The organism is Synergistota bacterium, from assembly GCA_021159885.1.
Lineage (GTDB): Bacteria > Synergistota > GBS-1 > GBS-1 > GBS-1 > AUK310.
The window spans coordinates 16,976-39,484 of the sequence record JAGHDO010000038.1 but is presented as its reverse complement, the minus strand read 5'-3'; the positions used below and the strand labels follow the sequence as shown (position 1 = coordinate 39,484).

The window sequence follows — 22,509 nt, the reverse complement described above, 5'->3', positions numbered from 1 at the left end:
TCCTCCTTCAGATGAAGACTTTTCCAAATAAAAATTATATCAGAAAAACGCTGGTAAAAGGACAAACCGCTATACAAGTTGAGCAGTCACCTCCGTTCTCCACCCAGAAGGAATAGCACTTATCGTGATTTACTGCCCATCTTAATATTCCCCTGTTATTGCAAGGAGAAAAAATTTCAAATGAGGGATCATCTCTATCCATTATAGCCCCCGCCTCACACATCTGCGCACAAAGCTTACAGCCTCTGCAAAATTCCGAAACTCCAAACCTTATAGGCTTATCGGGTTTCAAGGGGAGATCTGTAAAAAGCTTACAAATCCTAACACAGGGGCCATACTCAGGCGTTATAAGCAGTCCATTTCTGCCAAGCTCCCCTAAGCCTGCGTCTATTGCCAAGGGAATGCTCAACGCCGTGTCATTTCCCATAGGTATGGCTTTATAGCCTAAGCTCCTTATAAACTCAGCAAGACACGAGACAACAAAAGCCATCCGAGAGTAACCAAGGGCAGTTTCCGTACAAGCATCGAAAGACGGGGTTTTCTTTATGGCCTCAGGATTCATTCTAACTGCCATTACTATGGCATACCTGAACTCTTCTGGTATCATAATCTCATCGCCATTAATATCTCTGGAGTAAAGCCATCTTCTATTAAGCTCGCATATACCCACGAGAGAGGCACCGTAAAGCTTAGCTACCTCCTTTACCCGCTCACTCATCCATTCAGGATCCTCAACTACATATTTATCAAGGATAGGTCTCGGCATCACCGCATTTGGATCCTTCAAAGGTTCCCACGAAAACGCTCCGTGAAAAAAGTCATGAACCGTCCAAGCACCCATCGTCTTAGCAAAGTCTATGCGAGAATATCCTTCCTTCCCTGAAATAACTATGTCAGGAATTTTATCGTACATGCCACGTCGATAAAATGGCGCTTCCCTATCATAAAGTATCCTCCCGAAAGCATTCCAGCGTTGATCAAATTTCCTAAAAACCCTCTCATCGATCACATAGGGCGGTTCATCAACCCTCTCCACCCTCATCCGGGTAAGAGGATGCATAAAATCCAAGATAAATCCCCCCCTTCAAGAGATCAATTATAGCATTAAGGGCTTGACTATACCCACGCTTATGAATATAATACTATGCTTGATGAGGTCCGGAAAATGGCTTATAAAGGTGATTTCTAAGGAAGCAGGAATTCAGAATAGGGGCTTGCCCTCTTCGGAAGGGCAAGCCCCTATTTTTTATACCCAAGCGAAGGGAGGAAACCGAATGAGGGTAAAGCATCGCCACCTGCTTGATTTAAGGAACTGGTCAAGAGAAGACATAGAAAGCGTGCTCCATCTTGCAAAGGAGTTTGAGAAGAAGCTAAATCATGAAAGAGAAAAAGCATCCTGCTTAAGGAAAGCCATCATAGTAAACTTATTCCTTGAACCATCCACGAGAACGCGGGTCTCCTTCGAACTCGCTGGCAAGATGATGGGCGCTACAGTCATAAACTGGTCGAATTCCTCCTCAAGCATGGTAAAGGGAGAGAGTCTGAAGGATACCGTCTGGACACTCGAAGCCATGGGAGTGGACGCCATCGTGATAAGAAGCAGAACAATTGGAACAGCAGCATACTTGGCGAAGAAGCTAAAACGAGCGAGCGTTATAAACGCAGGCGATGGAGCCCATGCCCACCCCACTCAGACGCTCCTTGACATCTATACGCTCTGGAAAAGACTTGGAAGCTTAGCTGGAAAGAAGGTTCTTATACTTGGTGATATCCTTCACAGCAGAGTAGCGAGGAGCAATATAATAGGCTTTAAGAAAATGGGAGCTAAGATAATCGTTTCAGCGCCGAAAACTCTTCTCCCACTGGATCTAAGCCCCCTGGGAGTCCAGTATGAACCAGACCCACTTAAAGCGGTAAAAAGCGCAGATATCATTTACGTCCTTAGAATTCAGAGAGAGAGGATAAAATCCAGTCTTATTCCCTCGCTTCGTGAATACAACCTTAGATTTGGATGCGCGAGAGAGCTTCTTACGGAAGCCTCTTCAAAAACCGTCGTTATGCATCCGGGTCCCATAAACCGCGGAGTTGAAATAGACTCAGAGGTTTCAGATAGCTCAAGAAGCATTATATTAGAACAAGTTAAAAGCGGAATATCGATCCGAATGGCCATTCTATATCTCCTTCTTAAAGCAAGGGAGGGATGAAACTTGCTTATTTTAAAAAGCGTATCGCTATTCGATGGGGATCAATTGCTTGAGGGAACCTTCGACATATTAATAGAGAAAAGTAAGATAAAAGCAATAGTTCCTGAAGGGAATAAAATCGATATAAAAGGCGCCAGATCGATAGAGCTTAAGGGAACTTTAGCCTGCCCCGGCTTCATAGATATACATGCTCACCTGCGAGAACCCGGAGAAGAATGGAGAGAAGACATAGAGAGCGGTTCCTTAGCGGGAGCGCGTGGCGGGTTCACGACGATAGTTGCTATGCCAAATACCTCTCCCCCCTTAGACCGCCCGGAGCTCATAAGACATATCGCAAGGAAAGGGAGAGAAGTCAGGGGAGCAAAGGTTCTCCCCTCCGGTGCCATAAGCAAAAACCGTGAAGGAAAGGAGCTTGCTGAGCTTTTCGGAATGGCGAAAGAGGGAGCCGTCCTATTCACGGAAGATGGTTCCCCTACATCAAACACCGAGCTTTTAAGAAACGCCTTACTATACACAAAAGATCTCAACCTCAAAATCATGGAACACCCAGAGGACCCCTATCTATCAAACGGAGGGCAAATCAATGAAGGTAAAATCTCTGCGCTTTCAGGTTTAAAGGGTATACCGCGATCCTCCGAGCTAATAGGCGTAGAGAGATGTATCGCCTTAGCTGAAGAGCTTCGGTCTCCCATCCATATAACACATGTCTCAACGAAAGAATCAATCTCAGCAATAAGAAGCGCGAAAGAGAGGGGAATTCCTATAACATGCGATACGACGCCTCACCATCTATCTCTCGAGGAAAGTGAAATAATAAAAAGCGATTTTAACCCCGTTTACAAGGTGAAACCCCCTTTAAGAACTCTCGAAGATATAGAAGCTCTATGGGAAGCAATCTCCGATGGCATTATAGATGCTATAGCAACAGATCACGCACCATACCATCCCGATGAAAAGGATCTACCCTTCGAGGAAGCACCCTTTGGCATAGCTTCCTTAGAGTGCGCGGTAGCGGTGGTGCTTAATGAATGGCATAATAGAAAACAGAAAATAAGCATAGAGAGGATCCTTAGGCTCTTTACATCCGGTCCTTCGCGAATATTGCCCGAGAGATACAGAGAACTCGGAAAGCTCAAAGAGGGAGGGATAGCAAATATAACCGTTCTTGATCTTGAGAAAATTAAGAAAGTTAACGCTTCATCATGGGTAAGCAAGTGTAGATTAACCCCATGGGATGGCATCACCCTCAAGGGATGGCCCATTTTAACCATAGTAGAAGGGGAGGTATTTCAGATTGATATATGAGGAAATCTGTAGGATAAGGGAAAAGCTTCCTCTGGGAAGTAATATCTTTTACATGTCTATAGAAGCAGAAGCTATAGCGCATAAAGCTACTCCGGGACAATTCGTAATGATAAGGGTCTCAGAATCGTTTGATCCTTTTCTAAGACGCCCTTTATCCATAGCTGGAAGAGCAAGGGATCAAATAGAGATCCTATTTTCGGTTACTGGAAGGGGAACCTCGCTACTATCGAAAATGGAGCCCAAAGCAAAAATATCTGTAAGAGGCCCTCTTGGAAGCGGCTTTCCGAAACCAAAAGGAAAGCCGTTAATTTTTATCGGGGGCGGCATCGGTATAGCTCCCCTTCTTTTCGCCTATCAGTTTTATCCCTCAAGGACGATATTGGGAATCAAAGATAGAAACTGGAAAGATTTCTACGAATGGATCAAAGCCAGAATTGGAGAGAACTTGGCCGTTTTTTCCGAAGACGGCAGTATAGGAAGCAAGGGAAATTGCATTGATGGCGCAGAAAAGCTTTTTAACAAGGAAAGCGAGATATGGGCATGTGGACCTGAAGAAATGATATCCTACCTTAAAAAAAGAATCGGAGGAAAAGTGAGTAGGATCCTCGTGAGCTTAGAGGCGAGGATGGCCTGCGGGATAGGAGGTTGCTATGGATGCAGTATAGAAACACAAAGGGGCCGACGAAAGGTGTGCATAGATGGCCCTGTTTTTGAGCTTGAGGAGGTCATGATATAGATGTTGAGCTGGGAAAGAGCATTAGGCTCAAGCGTGGGAGGCGTTTTTCTAAGAACTCCTGTGATAATATCCTCAGGCGTATGGCCACACGATCCAAGCTTCTGGAAATCTCCACATGCTGATGGTGCGGGTGCAATCTGCACCAAGGGACTAACCCTTGCTCCGAGAAAAGGTAATCCAGGAATTAGACTGTGGGAAACGCCCTGCGGGCTTTTAAACAGTATAGGGCTCGAAAATCCCGGGATCGAGAGCTTCCTCGAAAACGATTTGCCTGCGCTTAAGGAAAGAAACGTTTCCCTCATAGTAAACATATGGGCCGAGAGCGAAAAAGAAGCCTCGATCATTTTTGAGAGACTTTCACATTTTGAAAAACTCATAGATGCGGTAGAGCTTAACATATCCTGCCCAAACGTTAGAGAAGTGAAACTCAATGAATCAAAAGCCATTATCCATAAAGCAAGAAGCTTGTGGAAGAAAGCCCTCTGGATTAAGATATCACCTCAGCTTTCTGATCCTATCAGAGAAGCGAAAACGGCTGAAGAAGAGGGAGCAGATGCCGTAGTAGTAGCCAACTCATGGTTAGGGTTAGCCATAGATAATGAAAAGCAAAAACCGGTGTTCAAGAGGATATTCGCGGGGCTTTCAGGTCCCGCGATATTTCCTCTGACGTTGAGATTGGTTTGGGAAATCTCCAATGTAGTTTCGATACCTGTTATAGGATGCGGTGGGATATCAAGCCCGGAGCAAGCCATCTCAATGCTACTTGCTGGAGCCTATGCGGTTGAAATTGGAAGCGCCACCTTCATGACTAAGGATCTCCATCTCAGAATAGCTCAAGGCATCTTCGAATATATTAGGGAAAAGAAACTCTCCCACTATCAGGAAATCGTGGGAAGAGCAAAAGTGGAGGTGAAGAGAAAATGACGGAAGGTTCCCCTCTAATATTAGCCTTAGATACCGAAACGGAGAAAGAAATGTGGAAAATCCTTGAGAAGGTGGGAGACAGGATAAGGCAAATAAAAATCGGCCATAGACTTTTCGCTCTTGGAGGGTTAAGGCTATTAAGAACGCTTGTTAAGAAATGGAGGGTTTTTCTCGATCTCAAGCTTCACGATATACCAAGCGTGATCTCCCTTGCAGTGAGAACATTCGCTGAAGAAGGAGTATGGGCTCTTACGCTACATACATCCGGAGGGCGAAAGATGCTCCTCGAAGCAAAAAAGGAGAGAGATAAAATAGGCAGTAATCTAATGCTCTTAGGTGTAACGATATTAACAAGCTTAAGTAAAGACGAATGGGAAGAAATCGCACCGGGATCATCCTTCAACGAAGCCCTGGTATCTCGAGCGAAGCTCTGCCAAGAGGTGGGGCTTGATGGACTGGTGTGCTCAGCAGTAGACCTGAATCTGCTTTATGGTAAAATATCTGTAAATCTGAAACGCTTTGTTCCTGGAATTCGGCTCGGAAATAATGGAAAAGATCAAGCAAGGATCTCAACCCCAGATAGGGCTTTAGCCAATGGAGCAGACTTCATAGTGGTTGGAAGAAGTATAACCGCATCAAGCGATCCAGTAGAAGCCATAAATAAGGTCGAAAGAAGCATAAAGGAGGGAATAAGGTGGCGACAAATGGAGAGATTGAGGAGAGACTCCTGAAACTACTGAGAGAAACTGGTGCCCTACTTGAGGGACATTTCTTACTCTCGTCCGGGCTACACAGCAGCCATTATCTACAGTGCGCTCTTCTGCTTATGCATCCAAAGTACGCCGCTTTCGTGGGAGAAGAACTTGGAAAGCTTTTAAAAAGATGGAAGCCGGAGGTAATAGTCTCACCAGCTCTCGGAGCGATAATAGTAGGACATGAGGTAGCGAGATACCTCGACATTCCTTTTATATTCTGTGAGAGAGATGGTGGCGCTTTACGCCTCAGAAGATTTCCTTATCCCGAGGGCAAGAGATTCGCAGTTGTCGAAGACGTGATAACCACGGGATTCTCTGCGCTTGAAGTGGGTACGCTAATCAAGAAGCGAGGAGGAATATGGGTTCAAACCGCATGTATAATAGACCGAAGCGATGGCCAACATTGCCTTTCAAATGATCCCGTATCCCTGATCAAAATGAGCTTACCCATATTTAGACCAGAAAGGTGCCCTCTCTGTGAGAAGGGAATACCGATAAGAAAACCGGGAAGCAGAGGCTTAGCCTGAGCTTAAGAAGGCAATCCATCCTCGCAATTCCAGCGATGAAGCTCATAATATCTATTCAGCATCTTATCCCATTCGACAAGGTTAAGCCTCTCTCCCTTATATACGCCTTCGCTCACTGGAATATCAACGAGCTTTAAAGGTGGATAATCATCTTTTCTGTCGAAATGTGCATGAATGCCATTGAATTTTCTCTCAAGGGTCTGCAAGCTTTCACCAAAATCCATAAGCTCATCCGGAGAAAAACTTATTCCTGTTAATGCACGATAGGCCTCAGATATATCCTCCAAGCGATATAGATTCACATCTTGCCACATACTCATTAAGCTACATATTCCCATCGAATCTATGATGGCTTTGTATCTTTCCTGCCAGACGACGAGTTCCGGCTTGTTGTCATAGGAAGTGGGATCGCTTATGTCTCCTATTCCCAAAACCTTTCTCGAGATATCGGGAGAAATCCTTCTGAACTCAAGGGCAGGAGCTCCTCTCGTGTGCCCGCACCCCTTGGTGCTGGTTATTATTCCAAGAGCCCAACCTTTGTGAGATCTCATCCCCGCTTCCATCAATCCCACCTTTTTAACGAGCATGGCATATCTTTCAGAGCCTCTGCCAATTTTCTTAACAGCTTCGTAAAGTCCATCAGCGAGGACAGCTCCAAAACCTTCTTTATGAGTTATCATGTCTATGAGCTTTAAAATAGCATCTCCTCTTCCCCATCTAAGCTCAAGCCCACCGGTATCGCCAACATCTATGATTCCATGCTCAAAGCACTCTATCGCCCAAGCTATGATAGAGGAAGTTTGGTCGCAGTCAAGTCCATAGGAGTTAACCATAAGGTTAGCCCTCAGGATCGTTGGAGGATCAAGGATATCAAGATTCGTTCCAAAAGCTCTCACCATATTAGCCTGTATTCCCTCGCAGTACTTACCATCTATCCTGTAAAGAGCGCTACAGCGAACCGGACAGGAGAAGCAAGAGAGCCTCTTAACGAGAAACTCTTTATCAAACCGCTCTCTTTTTATACGAGAAAGCTTTTCATTTGGATAAAACTCATCCGACATATTCCTAACACCATGGGGTCTTTTTTCCCCAGGCAAAAGATAAGCCTTAAAAGTTCCCCCTTCAGAGTGAATCCTGGCTACCTCGCTATTTCTAAAGGCGGTATAGAGACGCTTAACCACGCTCCTCAATATCGAGGGATCATAAACCGATATTGGCTTCGAACCGCTAACCGCGATCCCCTTTAAATTCTTGCTGCCAAAGACCGCCCCAGCTCCACCATAACCGGCAGCCCGCCCTCTATCCACAATCAAACATGAAAATTTAACGAGATTCTCCCCCGCAGGTCCTATAAGCGCCGTACTCAAAGAATCATTGCTTTCAAGCCTTCTTATGGTTAAATCAGCGTTCCATGTATCCATTCCCCAAATAGAAGAAGCATCCCTAATGTAAGCACCGTTCTCATCTACATAGATATAAATGGGAGAACCCGCCTTGCCAGTTATAACTATAGCATCGTATCCAGCATATTTCATCATAGAGGAAAAGCTCCCACCAACGTTAGCTGAACCAACCCCACAGTTTAACGCGTTCTTAAAATCAACGGAGAGTCTCGAAACCGCGGGCATAGAAGTACCGGAAAGCGCTCCCGCACTCAAGATTATGACGCTTTCCTCATCGAGGGGATCAATAGAGGGAGAGGAAAGATCAAAAAGAAGCCTCTGTCCCAGTCCCCTACCACCCAGAGTTCCAAGATAAGAGCTCGTTGGCTCTTCCTGAAGCTTCCGGCGGCTTAGATCAATGAATAAAATTTTACCCCCGTAGCCATGCATTTAAATCCTCTCTTCCCCTTTCCCATCCAAAAAATTCCTCACCATTCTCGCCCTTTCAACCCTCCCCAGCTTAAGATAAGCTTGATACTCGTACTCCAGATCTAAAACTGGGATTTTCATACCCTCAACATCTACAAGACGCTTATATTTGCTTATGTCTACTGGAGGTTCCCATCTATCATCAACCCTCTTCTGAATATCCCCCATTATCTCAACCTTAATCCCGTCAATCACAAGGACTCCGAAATAGGAGCGAATGTTCTCCGCCGAGGAAAACCGAACAGGACTAGCTACAAACTCAGAAAAGAGACGTTCGATTTTATAAGCCCCCTCTTTATCAGTTTGAATGTCAATATCACGAGGATTAATGGGAACGCCCTGAAGAGCAAAACCAAAGCTCCCCGTAATAACCCAGTTCACATCACTATTGTTTAGCCTCCCATATAGCTTATAGAGAACCCTAAGATAAGCTTGAGAAATCATGTCAGCACAGAAGAAAAAATGGTGGAGGCGGCGGGATTCGAACCCGCGTCCGACACATGATAATGCCGGAGCGCCTACGAGCGTAGCCCCTGTTTTTACTTTCTCGGCAAGGTCTCCCAGGGGCAGGATCCCTTACCGAAAAGCCCCAATTGTTTTCTCTCCAGAAGGCGGGGCAACCCTCTGGAGAAAAGCCGCTTCCCCTTTCACCCTCCCAGCCTTAGCGGCGTCAGGCTGAGAGGATGGGCCGCTTTAATTAAGCAGCCATTGCATAACCGTAATCGGCATTTATTCTTTCGCCCCGTTGTTTTACGAGGTTACGGGACCTCGGCTCGCTCTCCGCGCACGCCCATGTGCCGTCGAAACCATTCGCCCCCACTCTTATCTCCTTCTTAAAGCTCTTTCAAGCTCCCTTCTTATCTCCCTTTCTATAATCTTCTTTCTTTTGTCGTGAAGTTTACGCCCCCGTGCCAGCGCAAGCTCAACCTTTGCCCAGCCTCTGTCATTTATATATATTTTTAATGGTATTAATGTCAAGCCCCTCTCCTGAACCTTTCCCATAAGGCGATTTATTTCTTTCCTGTGTAAAAGAAGCTTCCTCGGCCTTAAAGGATCGTGATTAAAATAGGAAGCTTTATCATAAGGAGAGATATGCATATCATATAACCAGAGCTCACCGTCTTTCACCTTAGCATAGCTATCTTTCAAATTGACTCTCCCATCTCTCACAGATTTTATCTCGCTTCCCTTAAGCGCTATTCCAGCCTCATATGTTTCCAGAATGTCATAATCATGACGTGCCTTTCTATTTTGAGCTATAATCCTCATAGCGAGTTAAATTATATCACGAAGGTCAGAAAAAGTCAAAACAGGAACGCTGACGTGTGTTATAATACCGCTGAAAGGAGGTAGAAAGAGCATGAAAAGATCCTTACCAATTTTGGTAGCGGGAGTTATCATCTTAATGGTTATTAATATCTCATGGGCTTTTGAAGTAGACCCCTTAAGCGCTCTTCCTATTTCAACAAACGAAAAGAACTTACTATATTTCGAGATAAACGATGTTTCTATAATCACTAACATATTAAATGGCAACTGGTTTAAAAACCTTGCCATTAACGTAGGAAACCTCTCCCAAAAGGAGCTCAAAAACGTTAAAACCGCAGCGATGATGATAAACAGAAACGTAAAAGAGGCGTCCTGCGCAATCTACTTTCGAAAGAAAATAAACCCCAAGCCAGACTTTTTTATCATTATAAAAACACACGGTAATGCCTTACAGATAATTAAAGCATCCGGGGTGAAGCTTCAAAAAGTCAAAAGGATATATCGCATCGACATGGAGGATAAAAAGATATACGCATATTTCGGCAACGATTATGTTATGCTGAGCAACAATGAAAAAGCTCTTTATAATATAGTGGATCCACTTAGGCTCGGACTACGCTTCATATGGAAAACAAAAGCTCCAAGAGGACTTAAGGGGCTCATTCCAGCTCATAAAAAGCCCCAGGTATACCTCTACTTAAGGATGAGGAACAAGCTAACACCGAGAAAGATCTCGATCTTGGAAGGAAAAGGAAGAGATGAAAAGACAAGATTCATTTTTGACCTGCGTGCAATAGAACCCCGTGAGGGACTTAAAAATCTGGTCTGCGAGGGTAAGCTACCCCCCATCTCTCCCCCTGGAAAGGGGAAAATTATTCTTATGGGAGCCGTACCAGTCTCTGGCGATAAGATAATATCAACAATCAAAAACACCCTCCCCAAGAGGAAAAAGGGAGAAATAGACAAACTTTACAAAGCTTTATCCACAAACGAGAATGAACTCAGTAAGTTCCTAACCGGAAAGCTTTATCTCGTGGTGGGAGGAAATGCCAATATATTAGGGACCAACTTCACCGGAATATACGCCTATTATCTAAGCGAAATGAACCAGAACGAACTTAAAGCTTTCTTGAAGCGAGCGATGGGTTCCGTTATGAAGAGAGCTAAAAACGGTGGATTTTTTAAAGAAGAAAGAAAGGTGGGCTGGGATCTTTTTTACAGCGCGGTGATGCCAGTAGATCTCACACTTGGAGTGAGAGGAAAGGAGCTAATTCTCGGTTTAATACCCCCAAGCGATCTGGACTTCCGAATGGTTCTTCCACCGGATATATGTGAAGAAATCGGAGAGCCAGCTTCTCCATGGGCCTACCTAAGCCTGAAAGAGCTAAAAGAGCTTATTCCGAAATTCGTTATCCTGGCAAAAAACTTCAACTCCGATAAAGAAACCATAAATAATATCAGAAAGCTCTCTTTTCTCATCCCGCCGTGGCGCGGGATACTCTTTACCACAAAGGATCCCGCACACGCACGTTTTCAAATCTTATATAGATGAGATTGGAAGGAGGGACCATGAAAGAAGGAAAAATTGTATACATAAATCTGTCAAGCGGGAAGATAGAAGAGATACCGATAAAGAAGGATGTCCGCGAAAGATTTATAGGCGGAAGAGGGTTGGGAACATATCTTTTCTCAGAAAGGATAGGAAATGATTCTCCCGATCCACTAAGCGAGGAAAATCCGGTAATTATCGCAACGGGACCATTGACCGACTCCCCCTTACCTATGACAGGCAGGGTTAGCCTAACAACCCGCTCTCCTCTTACGGGAACAATACTCGATTCAAACGTGGGAGGAACTTTCGGAACTTTACTTAAAAGGGCAGGGTATGACGCTATGATAATAGAAGGCAAAGCTCATGAACCCGTGTATATTTTGATAGATGAAAGCAGTATTGAGGTAAGAAGTGCTCGCAATCTTTGGGGAAGCGACACGCTTAAAACAAGCGAAAAGCTCAAAGAAGAACACGGAAAGGGTCTCTCCGTGATTTCGATAGGTCCCGCTGGAGAAAACACCGTTAGATTTGCCTGCGTTATGGAAAATGGTAAAAGAGCATTTGGAAGAGGAGGAGCCGGTGCTGTTTTCGGAAGTAAAAACCTTAAAGCGATAGCGGTGCACGGAAGAAAGACGAAAAGAACTCAAAGGTCCGAGAAACTTAGCGATTACAGGTATGAAATCATGCGTCTTATAACCACACACCCTCTGACATCAAAACTACTACCATCTCTCGGAACCGCAGGAACCATGAGAGTAATAAACTCGTTTAAGACTTTGGGAACGAGAAACTTCCAGAAAGGATTTTTCAAAAATGCAGAAGCCATCGGTGGAGAGAAACTAAAGAAAGGCTTTCTAAAAAGCAGAAGTGGTTGCTTCGGCTGTCCAGTACTGTGCGAGAGAGTATGTGAACTCAATGGAAGAAAAGTCAGCGGTCCTGAATTTGAAACTCTGTGGGCGCTTGGAGCAAACCTTGAGATAGATGATCTTCCGTTTATCATAACCCTAAACGAAATGGCAAACCTCCTCGGCGTGGACACGATATCCTTAGGCTCGGTGATAGGATTTGCAATGGAGCTTAAGGAAAGAGGCATAGCCGATTTGGGGGTTGAGTTTGGCAATACGAATGGAATATTAAGCCTCGTTGAGGATATAGCGTTCAGAAAGGAACGCGGTGAGATTCTTTCGCTCGGCGTCAAGAAAGCCTCAGAAATTACCGGTGGAAGGGAATTCGCCATGCATGTTAAGGGACTGGAGCTCCCCGCTTATGACCCCAGAGGAGCTTTGGGAATGGGACTGGGCTACGCGACTTCGAACAGAGGAGCGTGTCATCTACGCGGGGGGTTTTCCGTCTCGTTCGAGATATACGGTGTGCCGAGAAGAATAAACAGATTTCAGGCTCTTGGCAAGGGAGCACACGTTGCAAGAGCACAAGACATTGGAGCTATAGCTGACTCTCTCATAATCTGTAGATTTGCTTTCCTTTCAACCTCATTGCACCACTGGGCAAGAGCTCTAAGTGTTATAGAGGAAGTTGAGTATACTTCCTCTGACCTTCAAAAGATAGGAGAAAGGATTTTCAACCTTGAAAGGCTTATAAATTTGCGCCTTGGCTTTTCACACGAAGATGATACTCTCCCAGACAGAATAAAAAAGGGTATTCCTCTTGAAGAAATGCTTCAGGAATATTATGAATACAGGGGTTGGGATCGAAAGGGCATACCAGCAAAAGAAAAGATCGCAGAGTTATTTAAAGAAGGTGAGCCTAAGTGGCTATAGACAAGAAAAGCTTAGCGGAATTTAAGAAAATAGGGTGGGCAATGTATGTAGCTGGTTTACAGAACTCCCACAGCGGAAATATGAGCGTGCGCGTCGGAAACAGAATGATAATAACGAGAAGAGGATCAATGCTGGGCTTTCTCGAAGAAGATGACCTCGTGGAGCTCAATTTAACCGAAGATGACGGAATGATAGCGATAGCTTCTACGGAATCACATGTTCACAGAGAGATCTATAGAGTCACAGATGCATTAGCAATAGTCCACGCTCATCTCGTAGCTGCAACTGCGCTATCAATGCTCCTCGATGAGATAATACCGGTTGATGTCGAAGGAGCTTATCATGTTAAGAAGGTTCCCGTTCTTTCCTTCGAGTTTGGCTCTGGGTCGACCGAAATGGCAAAAGAAATACCTAAGTACCTCAAGGATTATCCGATAATCATGGTAAGGGGGCACGGCGCCTTTTCCGCAGCGGAAACCTTAGAAGAAGCATTTTTCTATTGTAGCTCGCTTGAGAATTCAGCAAAGATAGCACTATACCTGCTGCAAGCGGGCGAAAGTCTCGAAAAATTTCTACCAAAGACGCTTAAAACATGGTAAAAGGGAGGCGAAAATGGAGTGCTTGATTTCATAAAAGCTGGTATAGAAACGGAGAAATACATATATAGTGTCTATCCAGACGCCAGAGAGCCACTGGAGAAAGTGAAGGAAGAGCTTAAAGAGATTCCCTTCCTCAACGAGGGTTCCTACAAGAGAATAACGAGATATATTGAAGAGCTTAAAGAAGAACTTGGAGGAGAAATCTCCCCATCGGATGTCTTTCCGCTTATAAGCTATGTTTTTTCGGAGGAAGAACTGGATGAGATCCTCGATGAAGAGGACGATGCAATAGTACACATGGTAGAGGGAGAAAAAATATTTCTGCTTTACTTAATCCTGAGATATCATCCATACAGAAGCATAATCTTAAAGAGGCTAATTTCCCGCGAAATTAAACTTGATCCCTTCCTAAGACTGCCAGCCGGAGAAATGGTAAGGCTCCTGGAATTTCTAACGCTGGCAGATCCAGAAGCGGTCGAGGTGATAAAAAGAGCATCTCCGCTGGACAATCTTTTCTTCGAAGAAACGGATTTCGAGCTTAAGCATCCTCGAAATAGATATATTCTATCTTATCCATATCTCACAGAATTTCTGCCGGAGAGAGATATAGACAGCGTTCTCGCTCTTATGAGAAAGAGGATTTTGCTCACGCCTCAAAGGGAGAAGATCGCTAAGTTTATATTCTTCAGACTCAACGCCTTTGAGGAAATTAGCAAAGCTATCGTTCTTGTGGGACCCACAGGCACTGGAAAAAGCACCCTTATAAGCTCGCTTCTAACGGCACTTGATTGGCCTTTCTTTTCCATCTCCCTATCGCCAGCAGTATTAGAGGACCTTTTTGGAACCCAAGAAGATGCTGGCCTGATGCTAAAGGGTGTTGTTTCCTGCGGTGTTATAAATCCATGCATGCTGTTTGATGATATAGAAACCGCTAATCATAAAGCAGAAAAATTCCTCTTCCACATAGTAGATCCTTATCTCAGACAAGAGATGAGAGACAGATACACAGGAACGAGGCTTCTTCTCGGCAAAGCTCCCGTGTTCCTTCTGGGTAATAAGCTAAATAAGCGTTTGGATCATCCTGCATTCTCAAAGATGGCTGATATATACGAGGTCCCACCGTTTGAGCTGAACGATCTTGTTATCATACTATCAGAATACGTACTTCCCAAGGTAATCTCGAGAATGAAGCCTGGCTATAGGAAGATGCTCGAACCGCTTAAGGACAAGGAAATCGTCGAGTTTATAGTGGATGCAGTTAGGAAAAAGCAAATGGTGGAAGGAGGATATACCCTAAATGGGTTAGAAAACTCTATGGAGAGACTCATCCTGATACTTCTATCAAAGAAGCTTAAAAAGATAACACCAAAGGCGATAAAGGGAATGAGCTCAGTGATAATAAGGGAGCTTGGGGGTGAAGCGAGATGATAAAACCATCAAGCTATATATTAACCTTATACAGAGGTAAAGATGAAGACAGCATAGAGATAGATAACGATATTGTAAGGAGAGAACTGCTATCATCGTTTATAACATCGTTGGATCTCCTCTCAAAGCTAAGGGAGCTCGGGGAGGAGCTCGACGAAGAGGAAGACGAGGAAGATGGAGGTGATGATTCATGAGAAAGCTGCTGGCGGTAATTCTGGGATTAAGCATAGTCCTATCTGCTTTGACAGGTATAGCAATAGCTAAATCAGGAACCCTGGTCGTCATAGAGACAAATGATATGCAGAGTGCGATAACCCCATTTAAGGCGAGAATTGGCGGACATAAGCTAATGGTAGGTGGTTTAAGTAGAGTCGCAACTGCGATAAAGGCGACGAGAGCTCTATACGGCAACAGCGTGATAGTCGTCTCTGGCGGAGATGACCTTATGGGACCACTATATTATTACTATCATGGAAAGCCTGAATACCTCGGCATGAGCTTAGCTGGTTATGACGCCGCAGTTCCAGGAAACCACGAGTTTGACTTAGGCCCCAATATTTACGCTAAAGCTTTAAAATATGCAAAGTTTCCAGTAGTTTGCACCAACATAGAGATAAATGACCCTTTCCTCCTCGGTAAAATAAGAAAATATTTAATCAAGAATTTCGGAGGATTGAAAGTAGGCTTCTTTGGACTTATAACGCCAGATCTACCTTATATATCAAACGCAGGAGATGCCATAAAGGTAAATAAGAACTTAGTTGAGGTGGCCAGAAACGCCGTATCCACTCTCAAAAAAGCGGGAGCTGATGTCATAATAGCCTTGACCCACATAGGCTTAAGCGAAGATATAAAGCTTGCCAAGAGAGTAAGAGGAATAACCCTTATCTGCGGGGGCCATAGCCACGATCTCACGAAGAAACCTTACATAGTGAATGGACCAGGCGGTTGGAAAACGGTGATAATTCAGGCAGGAGCCAGACTTAAATATGCCGGAAGGTTATACATGCCGGTTAAGGATGGCGAAGCTATAATAGAAAAAATCAAATGGGAAGTCATATTGCTCGATAAAACCGTAGGAGAAGACAAGGAACTCAACGCTTTCTTGGCACCTTATGTTAAGGGCTTGGAAAAAAGGCTTTCAGAGAAGATCGGTGTGAGCACTGTGGACTTAGACGCTAGAAAATCAACGGTGAGGAGTAGGGAGAGCAACCTTGGTGATTTTCTGGCAGATGCAATGAGATGGAGGTTCAATGGAGATATAGCTATAACAAATGGCGGTGGCATAAGGGGAGACAGGATCTACCCCGCAGGTCCCATATCCTATAAAACCCTGATATCCATTCATCCCTTTGGAAACACCGCAGTGATATTCAGGATGAAGGGAAAGGACATTTTGAAACTCCTTGAAATATCTGCTTCAGCTTTGGTCGACAAAAACTACGATCCTGCGAAAAGGACACCTACTGGTGGATTCCTTCAGATTTCCGGGATAAGAGTGGTTTATGACCTTAGTAAACCCCCTACCATTTTCACCGGGAGAAGGATAAGCAAATGGGGAAGCAGAGTGAAAAGCATCGAGGTATTAAAGAATGGAAAATGGATGCCATTAGACCCCGAAGCTACATACAAAGTTATTACCAATAGCTGGCTTGCTCAAGGCGGAGATAAGTACTTTATATTTAAGAAATACAAAGGATATAACACCACGGTTACTCTACCTGACATAATGAGGGATTATATAAAGCATCTCGGAGGGAAAATCTCCCCGAAGACCGACGGAAGGATAAAGATAATAAAGTAAAGTAACGAGATAGGGGTGGGTTTGAACCTCCCCGCCCCTATCTTTTCCTCAGCTTTCTCGCTATTGCCTCTTTAAAAGCTTCCGCTGCCCGAGGACCGCTCGCGGTTATTATATCATTGCTTTCTACCACCAGAGCATCCTCATAGACGGCCCCAAGACTTTCAAGCAGTGGGGCCACCCCTTTCCAGCAGGTTGCCCTAACCCCCTTAAGCAAACCAGCTTTAGCCAAGGTAATCGGAGCTATACAAATAGCGCAAACAAGCTTTCCTTTCTCATGGAAGCTTCTCGCTATTTTATGAGCTAAAGGATCATCCCAGAAAACGCGAGCTCCAACTCCACCGACAAATATCACCGCAGCATATTCTCGTGGATTGACATCGCCCAGCGTTATATCCGACCTGATTTCTCCCCCCAGCATACCATGAAGAGTTCCCACATAGCTTGAAGCTATAACGGGTTTTAAGCCCGCCTCTCGAACGGCCTCAAGTGAGGCAGCAAGCTCTTCATTCCTATACTTATCCGCCACCACTAGTAAAACCTTACTTATCCCACCCGCAAACGCTATCCCGCTTAAAACAAGCAAAAGAGTTAAAAACGATACCCATCTCCTCATTCCACATCACCACTCAAAGCTTTGAACCACTATAAGCCCTTGGTCCTCCGCCTTCTCCTTAAGTCCTGTCTTGGCAAAGTGAGTCACTATTATTCCAATGACCTTTTTCCCATATGCCTTTCTTATCTTCTCCATTTTTCTCTCTAAAAGCTTGATTTCCCGCGCATGCGCAAATTTAACAACCGACTCACCAACAAGCAAGACCTCCTCACCATTCACCTTAGCTCGGGTGAAAAGATTTATCTCATCTCCGTTAAGATCAAATCGTATTATTCTATCCAAAACCTCTATGCCATATTTCTCCCTCAGATAGTCAGGGAGCCTTCTATAAGCTTCGTTTTCAAGAGCATATGAAAAGCTCCTCGCGAGACCGCCAACCTCTTCTCTAAGGTTCCTAAGACCGCGAGAGAGCTTCTCTATCTCTTGCTCTGTTTTCCTTTGCGCTTCCGCCAACTCACTGATCTTTTGCTCGCTTTCACGCTGAGCCTCAGTTAGCCTACCTATTGCCTCCTCAAGTTTGTCCAAGCGAGCCTCACTTTTACGCTGCGCTTCAATCAACGCGCTAACCGTCTCCTCAAGCTTGCTCAAACGTGCCTCGCTCTTGCGTTGGGCTTCAGTCAGCTTACCTATAGCCTCCTCAAGCCTGCTCAAACGCTCCTCCGCCTTAGCCTGCGCCTCCGCTAACTCACTCAACCTCCGCTCAGTCTCACGCTGAGCCTCAGTTAGCCTGCCTATTGCTTCCTCAAGCCTATCCAGACGAGCCTCGCTTCTACGCTGCGCTTCAATCAATGCACCAACCGTCTCCTCAAGCTTGCTTAAACGAACCTCACTCTCACGCTGCGCCTCAGTTAGCCTATCTATAGCTTCCTCAAGATGAGTCAAACGAGCTTCTGCTTTCTTATGAGATTCGATCAAACCATTGACAGCTTCCCCAAGTTTGCTCAGACGCTCTCCACTATTAAGCTGAGCTTCCGCAAGCTTCCCAACTATAGCCTCAAGCCTGCTAAAATCCTCCTTTCTGACCATATCCTTAGAAAGAACCTCAAAATACTCCATAAGGCTAAGCATGACTTCCTTGATATCAACGGGCAGTTTATCAAGCTTTCTTATAAGATCAACCTTTAGTGGAAACATTCATTTCGCACCCCCTACGGGAAAAAGTTTAACATAGCCATTTGGAAATAACAAGAATTGTGATATCATTTCTCTCAAAAAGGAGGTAATCGAGAAATGAAAACCTACTTTAAGGAAAGCGCGCCTCTCAACGTGGAAAGGATAATCGAAGGAGTGCACGAAATCTCGAGATACCATAGAATACAGGGATCGGAAGAGCTTTTAAAAGCGGTTGGGTACCTTAAAGAAGAGCTCGATTCCGCGGGAGTGAAAAACGAACTTATAGAGGGAACCTATGACGGGAAAAGCTCTTTCCTCACGCTCAAGTCTCCCACGCCATGGGAGCTAATAAGCGGGGAGGTAGCGATCGATGGAGAAAGCTTAAGCACATCTGGAACTCCCCTCCTCGTTCTTCCCGGATCGCCACCTGGGGGGACAGAGGGCGAAATACTTGCAATAGAGAGCGAAAAAGACTGGAAAAAAGCCAAAGGAAGGATAGTTCTCGCAAAAACAAAAAGGAGAGAGGGATACGAAAAAGCCTTAAAAAACAAAGCTTCCCTCTTCATTGCTTATCGAGAAGGGACGGGAGATGCTTTCCCATATATAGGGCTTTTCCTCACGAAAAGCGAGCTAAAGCAAGGTGCTATTCTTGCAATAGCTTTAAGCGAAAGCAAAGCCAAAAAGATTTTAGAAAGGATAAAACACGAAAGAAGAAGGGTAAGAATAAAAGCGAAGATTAGAACCAGATTTTACAATAGGGAAACGCTTCCCGTTCTTTTAGCCAAGATAGGAAATCCACCATATATCGTCTTTACAGCACATATATGCCATCCAAAACCAGGCGCTAATGACAACGCAAGCGGAGCTTCCATGAACCTTGAAATAGCAAGAGTTCTAAGGAAAGCCTACGATCCAAGCTTCAGATTCGGCTTTCTCCTTTTATGGGTCCCGGAATATTTTGGAACAAGCCTCTTTATAGAGAAATTCGCTAAGTTAGACGAATACTACTGTGTATTGAATCTCGATATGGTAGGGGGAAGTCCCGATAGATCCGAATCCAAGATAACGCTCAGAAGAACTCCTCTATCGAGGTTCTCCATGATAGAGGGAATTATGGAATACTATCTTGGCATAAAGGGCATGCCCTATATGATGGGAAGCGATCATGACATTTTTAATTTTTTTGAGATTCCCTCAACAATAGCCATTACGCTTCCCGATAAATTCTATCACTCGAGTGAGGATTCGATAGAAAAGCTTAGCAAAGATTCGTTAAGGAGAATCGGAAGAGCAACGCTATCAACCGCGCTTTTCTTAAGCAAGGCAAAGAAAAAGAAGCTTGAAAGATTTGCAAGAGGATATACCATGAAGCTCATAGGAGAAATGAGTCTGGATAAAGACGCCAAGGTTTCAAGAAAGCTTATATATAATGGATTAGCGCGGGATTCCCGCTTTCTCGGAATAAAGATCGGGCGAGAGCTTAAGAGAGAACCGTGGATTAAGTGGACGAAAAAGGGGGTTCTCTTACCCAAGGAGATAAAAGAAGTAGACAGAGAAACAGGAGAAATGCTCGAGGATATCTTTAAAGAAAAAGAGGGAGCATCCCAGCTTCACGAGCTTTTAATGTTGGGAGAGATTTTTCCCCGAAAGCTTAGCGTGAAGGCACTTGAGGAAGAATACGGAAGGATAAACTCTAAAAAACTCTTAGAGCTAATCGAAAGTTTAGAATCTATCGGCTTTCTTAAGTTTCCTTAAGATTATCTTGGATATCTTTCTCCCCCAGAAAACGGCGCCACCGTGCGTTGAAGGAAGCCAGTGAATTTCCGGTCTTCCAAGAGCGTTCCATAACTCTAAAGCGGAAGCTCGCGGAATTACCATATCAAAAAGAGCGTTTATCATAACCACTTCCTTCCTCTTTGCAAAAGGAGCGAAGGTGAGAGGCTCAAAGAGAAAGCATATCTTAGGGGGTAGAACTTTCCTCCATGAGCCCGCTTTTTTCACCATCTCAAGATAGTCAGAAAACCTTTTATAAACCCGATGACATATCTTTCTGCTACACCCGGTCTCATTTACCATAAATCTGGTAAGGCTTTTCCATATTATCCTCTCATAATTCCCTCCGCCGAGAATGAGAAACCCTCCTCTTAATCGCTCATCAACGGCAAGAGCTATAACCGAAATCATAGCTCCGAGGCTAACGCCGGCTATAAATGGAATCCTGCCTCTCGAGAGAGCGGAAACAGACGCAATTATATCAACAACGGCCTGATGATAAAAGGCGGCTGTTTCCACATCATTAAAGTCAGAAAACCATTTGGAGCTCGTCTTGCCGGGGGGCGTTCGCTCAAGATGATAGGGAAGAGCCAAAAAGGCGCTTGTCACGCCAAAGCGAGCTATTCTTTCCGGAAGAAGAGCATACAAACGCTTCTTCTTTCTGCCAAGACCAAGCCCGTGAATAAAAAGGAGGAAAGCGGAAGCCCTTTCCTTTATAGGGGTAAAAAGATCAACATAAACGAAGTTGTTAACCTCATAGGGGCTCTCATAAAGGCTTCTGAAGGTTACCCTTTCAACGATAACATTCTCATCCTTCTGAAGGAGCTTGAAGGAAAACTTAATACCCTTATCTTCTGGCACCTTATAAATGAAGCTCAACCAATTTTCCAGATTCAAGGCGGAGTACCCTCCCACACACGCGCTTGAGGAAGGAGACATCGTGAGAGATAACAACGATGGATTTAGATAAAGAAACAAGTATATGTTCCACTCTCGCTCGCGCCTCCTCATCTAAGCCATTTATAGGCTCATCAAGTATCAATCCTTCCGGTTCCATAGCGAGAACCGCAGCTATAGAGACGAGCCGTTTTTCTCCTCCAGAAAGCTTGTAGGTTATCTTATCCTTAAGATGCAAAATCCCGAGTTTTCTCAGAACTTCATTTACTCTTTCCTCAACCTCCTTCCCCCTTAAGCCAAGATTAAGCGGTCCAAAGGCTACATCTTCAAAAACGGTAGGGCAGAAAAGCTGATCATCGGGATCTTGAAAAACGTAGCCTACGCTTTTTCTGAGCTCATAAAAGTCGTTCTCATCTTCTAAAGGTCTGCCGTTAAAAAGAATGCTTCCCTTTTGGGGCTTAAGAAAGCCCATAGCTATCTCCACCATTGTGGTCTTTCCTGCACCGTTATACCCCGTGATACCCACGCGCTCTCCATATCGAAGCTCAAAGTTCAACCCCTCAAGCAAGGGCTTATCGCCATATGAAAAGAAGATATTTTTCAACTTCAAAAGCGTCTTTTCCAATAGCTTATCTTACCTCCACGCGAGAATGGATAGAATCGCTAAGAAAGCCGTTGCTGATGGTATAAAGTATATATCAATTCTACCGAGCTTGAAAGACCTATATACCGGGAAATTCCCCCTGTATCCCCTCGCCAACATCGCCTTATAAACCCTCTGAGCCCTATCATAACTTCTGACCATAAGCATGCCGAGAAGATAGGCATAGCTCTTATAAGTGTGAAAATTCGTTCCCGGCTTAAAAGCCCTTGCCTTCATCGCCTTCCTCAAAGCCTTATACTCTCTTTCCACAACGCTTATATACCTGATGGTGAAGAAGGCTATCTCAACAAGCTTGGAGGGAAATCGAAGTCTATAAAGAGCATGAATCAACGTAAACAGATCCGTGGAGGAAACAAAGACGATACTTCCAAAGAGAATTACTGAAGATCTTGAAAATATGAGAAGAGCTTCCTCCACTCCTTCTCTCGTTATTCCAAGGAGACCGAGCCTGAAGATAACCTCACCCGGATAGGTAAACGGAAGAAAAAGGAGCAGAAAAACGAGGAGCCCCTCAAACAAAAGGAGATTCTTTATCAGCTTCCGAAAGGAAATACCGCTTATAAGAGACAGAAAAACGACGAAGAATAGTCCAACAGCCATAGAAACCCAGCTCTTAGCTGTAGCCATTATAAGCGCGAAAGCGAAGAAAAATACCATTCTTACCCTGATATCCAATCTCAATAGAAGAGACTTCATT

At 44.5% G+C, this 22,509-nt stretch carries 22 protein-coding genes and 1 other RNA gene; 13 read left to right on the top strand and 10 right to left on the bottom strand.

The genetic code is table 11. From position 1 onward, the window contains the following. Positions 1-34: 34 nt before the first annotated feature. Positions 35-1,069: a reductive dehalogenase gene (locus J7M13_03770; GenBank protein MCD6363103.1), complete on the bottom strand. Its 1,035-nt coding sequence runs from the start codon at positions 1,067-1,069 to the stop codon at positions 35-37. A 205-nt stretch (positions 1,070-1,274) separates the two neighbouring features. On the opposite strand from J7M13_03770, the gene J7M13_03765 reads away from it, so the two are divergent. From J7M13_03765 to pyrE, 6 genes are read left to right on the top strand one after another with little or no spacing between them, the layout of a single operon-like run. Continuing rightward, on the top strand, positions 1,275-2,204 hold the full coding sequence (locus tag J7M13_03765) for an aspartate carbamoyltransferase catalytic subunit (protein MCD6363102.1): 930 nt from the start codon (positions 1,275-1,277) through the stop codon (positions 2,202-2,204). A 3-nt stretch (positions 2,205-2,207) separates the two neighbouring features. After that, positions 2,208-3,509 (top strand): dihydroorotase, encoded by a 1,302-nt coding sequence (locus J7M13_03760; GenBank protein ID MCD6363101.1) that lies wholly within the window; start codon positions 2,208-2,210, stop codon positions 3,507-3,509. Beyond that, complete coding sequence (locus J7M13_03755; protein ID MCD6363100.1) at positions 3,499-4,245, top strand: dihydroorotate dehydrogenase; 747 nt, start codon at positions 3,499-3,501, stop codon at positions 4,243-4,245. Before J7M13_03760 ends, J7M13_03755 begins: the two co-directional genes overlap by 11 nt. Further along, positions 4,246-5,169, top strand: a complete 924-nt coding sequence (locus J7M13_03750; protein ID MCD6363099.1) for a dihydroorotate dehydrogenase — start codon at positions 4,246-4,248, stop codon at positions 5,167-5,169. It begins immediately after the preceding gene. After that, entirely contained in the window at positions 5,166-5,900 is a 735-nt protein-coding gene (gene pyrF / locus J7M13_03745) for an orotidine-5'-phosphate decarboxylase (protein MCD6363098.1), read from the top strand. Before J7M13_03750 ends, pyrF begins: the two co-directional genes overlap by 4 nt. Beyond that, positions 5,864-6,451 (top strand): orotate phosphoribosyltransferase, encoded by a 588-nt coding sequence (gene pyrE, locus J7M13_03740; GenBank protein ID MCD6363097.1) that lies wholly within the window; start codon positions 5,864-5,866, stop codon positions 6,449-6,451. The genes pyrF and pyrE overlap by 37 nt, the downstream gene beginning before the upstream one ends. A 2-nt stretch (positions 6,452-6,453) precedes the next feature. Here the strand turns inward: pyrE and J7M13_03735 are convergent, their stop codons facing one another. The 4 genes from J7M13_03735 to smpB all read right to left on the bottom strand — a co-directional run bounded on the left by J7M13_03735 (position 6,454) and on the right by smpB (position 9,591). Further along, positions 6,454-8,283 carry a hypothetical protein gene (locus tag J7M13_03735; GenBank protein MCD6363096.1) on the bottom strand — a complete coding sequence of 610 codons (1,830 nt, stop codon included), beginning with the start codon at positions 8,281-8,283 and terminating at the stop codon, positions 6,454-6,456. Continuing rightward, positions 8,284-8,766 carry a hypothetical protein gene (locus J7M13_03730; protein ID MCD6363095.1) on the bottom strand — a complete coding sequence of 161 codons (483 nt, stop codon included), beginning with the start codon at positions 8,764-8,766 and terminating at the stop codon, positions 8,284-8,286. A 19-nt stretch (positions 8,767-8,785) separates the two neighbouring features. Beyond that, positions 8,786-9,140, bottom strand: a transfer-messenger RNA (tmRNA) gene (gene ssrA, locus J7M13_03725). 4 nt (positions 9,141-9,144) lie between these two features. Continuing rightward, complete coding sequence (gene smpB / locus J7M13_03720; GenBank protein ID MCD6363094.1) at positions 9,145-9,591, bottom strand: SsrA-binding protein SmpB; 447 nt, start codon at positions 9,589-9,591, stop codon at positions 9,145-9,147. 91 nt (positions 9,592-9,682) lie between these two features. On the opposite strand from smpB, the gene J7M13_03715 reads away from it, so the two are divergent. Genes J7M13_03715 through J7M13_03690 form a run of 6 tightly spaced genes read left to right on the top strand, consistent with a single transcriptional unit; the run spans position 9,683 to position 16,752 of the window. Next, positions 9,683-11,143, top strand: coding sequence for a hypothetical protein (locus J7M13_03715; protein MCD6363093.1), 1,461 nt, complete (start codon positions 9,683-9,685; stop codon positions 11,141-11,143). Between the two features lie 17 nt (positions 11,144-11,160). Then, positions 11,161-12,921, top strand: coding sequence for an aldehyde ferredoxin oxidoreductase family protein (locus tag J7M13_03710; protein ID MCD6363092.1), 1,761 nt, complete (start codon positions 11,161-11,163; stop codon positions 12,919-12,921). Positions 12,922-12,962: 41 nt separating this feature from the next. Beyond that, complete coding sequence (locus J7M13_03705; GenBank protein ID MCD6363091.1) at positions 12,963-13,520, top strand: class II aldolase/adducin family protein; 558 nt, start codon at positions 12,963-12,965, stop codon at positions 13,518-13,520. 18 nt (positions 13,521-13,538) lie between these two features. Next, positions 13,539-14,948: an AAA family ATPase gene (locus tag J7M13_03700; protein ID MCD6363090.1), complete on the top strand. Its 1,410-nt coding sequence runs from the start codon at positions 13,539-13,541 to the stop codon at positions 14,946-14,948. Beyond that, complete coding sequence (locus tag J7M13_03695; protein ID MCD6363089.1) at positions 14,945-15,142, top strand: hypothetical protein; 198 nt, start codon at positions 14,945-14,947, stop codon at positions 15,140-15,142. The genes J7M13_03700 and J7M13_03695 overlap by 4 nt, the downstream gene beginning before the upstream one ends. Then, positions 15,139-16,752 carry a bifunctional metallophosphatase/5'-nucleotidase gene (locus J7M13_03690; GenBank protein ID MCD6363088.1) on the top strand — a complete coding sequence of 538 codons (1,614 nt, stop codon included), beginning with the start codon at positions 15,139-15,141 and terminating at the stop codon, positions 16,750-16,752. The genes J7M13_03695 and J7M13_03690 overlap by 4 nt, the downstream gene beginning before the upstream one ends. 37 nt (positions 16,753-16,789) lie before the next feature. On the opposite strand, the gene J7M13_03685 is transcribed toward J7M13_03690, so the two are convergent. Together J7M13_03685 and J7M13_03680 are read right to left on the bottom strand one after the other, a co-directional pair. Further along, positions 16,790-17,365, bottom strand: a complete 576-nt coding sequence (locus tag J7M13_03685; GenBank protein ID MCD6363087.1) for a DJ-1/PfpI family protein — start codon at positions 17,363-17,365, stop codon at positions 16,790-16,792. Positions 17,366-17,371: 6 nt separating this feature from the next. After that, positions 17,372-18,499 (bottom strand): hypothetical protein, encoded by a 1,128-nt coding sequence (locus tag J7M13_03680; protein MCD6363086.1) that lies wholly within the window; start codon positions 18,497-18,499, stop codon positions 17,372-17,374. Between the two features lie 96 nt (positions 18,500-18,595). On the opposite strand from J7M13_03680, the gene J7M13_03675 reads away from it, so the two are divergent. Then, positions 18,596-20,233 carry a DUF4910 domain-containing protein gene (locus J7M13_03675; protein ID MCD6363085.1) on the top strand — a complete coding sequence of 546 codons (1,638 nt, stop codon included), beginning with the start codon at positions 18,596-18,598 and terminating at the stop codon, positions 20,231-20,233. Here J7M13_03675 and J7M13_03670 read toward each other — a convergent pair. Genes J7M13_03670 through cbiQ form a run of 3 tightly spaced genes read right to left on the bottom strand, consistent with a single transcriptional unit; the run spans position 20,201 to position 22,508 of the window. Continuing rightward, a complete protein-coding gene (locus tag J7M13_03670) occupies positions 20,201-21,148 on the bottom strand; it encodes an alpha/beta hydrolase (GenBank protein MCD6363084.1) in 948 nt (315 codons plus the stop codon). The two genes, J7M13_03675 and J7M13_03670, sit on opposite strands and share 33 nt — an antisense overlap. Next, positions 21,114-21,773, bottom strand: a complete 660-nt coding sequence (locus J7M13_03665) for an ABC transporter ATP-binding protein (protein ID MCD6363083.1) — start codon at positions 21,771-21,773, stop codon at positions 21,114-21,116. Before J7M13_03665 ends, J7M13_03670 begins: the two co-directional genes overlap by 35 nt. Positions 21,774-21,782: 9 nt before the next feature. Continuing rightward, positions 21,783-22,508, bottom strand: a complete 726-nt coding sequence (cbiQ, locus tag J7M13_03660) for a cobalt ECF transporter T component CbiQ (GenBank protein MCD6363082.1) — start codon at positions 22,506-22,508, stop codon at positions 21,783-21,785. Position 22,509 lies beyond the last annotated feature (1 nt).

Coding starts and splice junctions, on each gene's coding strand:
- pyrF (MCD6363098.1), top strand. CDS start 5,166: ATGACGGAAGGTTCCCCTCTAATATTAGCCTTAGATACCGAAACGGAG.
- J7M13_03680 (MCD6363086.1), bottom strand. CDS start 18,499: ATGTTTCCACTAAAGGTTGATCTTATAAGAAAGCTTGATAAACTGCCC.
- cbiQ (MCD6363082.1), bottom strand. CDS start 22,508: ATGAAGTCTCTTCTATTGAGATTGGATATCAGGGTAAGAATGGTATTT.
- J7M13_03750 (MCD6363099.1), top strand. CDS start 4,246: ATGTTGAGCTGGGAAAGAGCATTAGGCTCAAGCGTGGGAGGCGTTTTT.
- J7M13_03730 (MCD6363095.1), bottom strand. CDS start 8,766: ATGATTTCTCAAGCTTATCTTAGGGTTCTCTATAAGCTATATGGGAGG.
- J7M13_03695 (MCD6363089.1), top strand. CDS start 14,945: ATGATAAAACCATCAAGCTATATATTAACCTTATACAGAGGTAAAGAT.
- J7M13_03675 (MCD6363085.1), top strand. CDS start 18,596: ATGAAAACCTACTTTAAGGAAAGCGCGCCTCTCAACGTGGAAAGGATA.
- J7M13_03765 (MCD6363102.1), top strand. CDS start 1,275: ATGAGGGTAAAGCATCGCCACCTGCTTGATTTAAGGAACTGGTCAAGA.
- J7M13_03685 (MCD6363087.1), bottom strand. CDS start 17,365: ATGAGGAGATGGGTATCGTTTTTAACTCTTTTGCTTGTTTTAAGCGGG.
- J7M13_03715 (MCD6363093.1), top strand. CDS start 9,683: ATGAAAAGATCCTTACCAATTTTGGTAGCGGGAGTTATCATCTTAATG.
- J7M13_03690 (MCD6363088.1), top strand. CDS start 15,139: ATGAGAAAGCTGCTGGCGGTAATTCTGGGATTAAGCATAGTCCTATCT.
- J7M13_03705 (MCD6363091.1), top strand. CDS start 12,963: ATGTATGTAGCTGGTTTACAGAACTCCCACAGCGGAAATATGAGCGTG.
- J7M13_03735 (MCD6363096.1), bottom strand. CDS start 8,283: ATGCATGGCTACGGGGGTAAAATTTTATTCATTGATCTAAGCCGCCGG.
- J7M13_03710 (MCD6363092.1), top strand. CDS start 11,161: ATGAAAGAAGGAAAAATTGTATACATAAATCTGTCAAGCGGGAAGATA.
- smpB (MCD6363094.1), bottom strand. CDS start 9,591: ATGAGGATTATAGCTCAAAATAGAAAGGCACGTCATGATTATGACATT.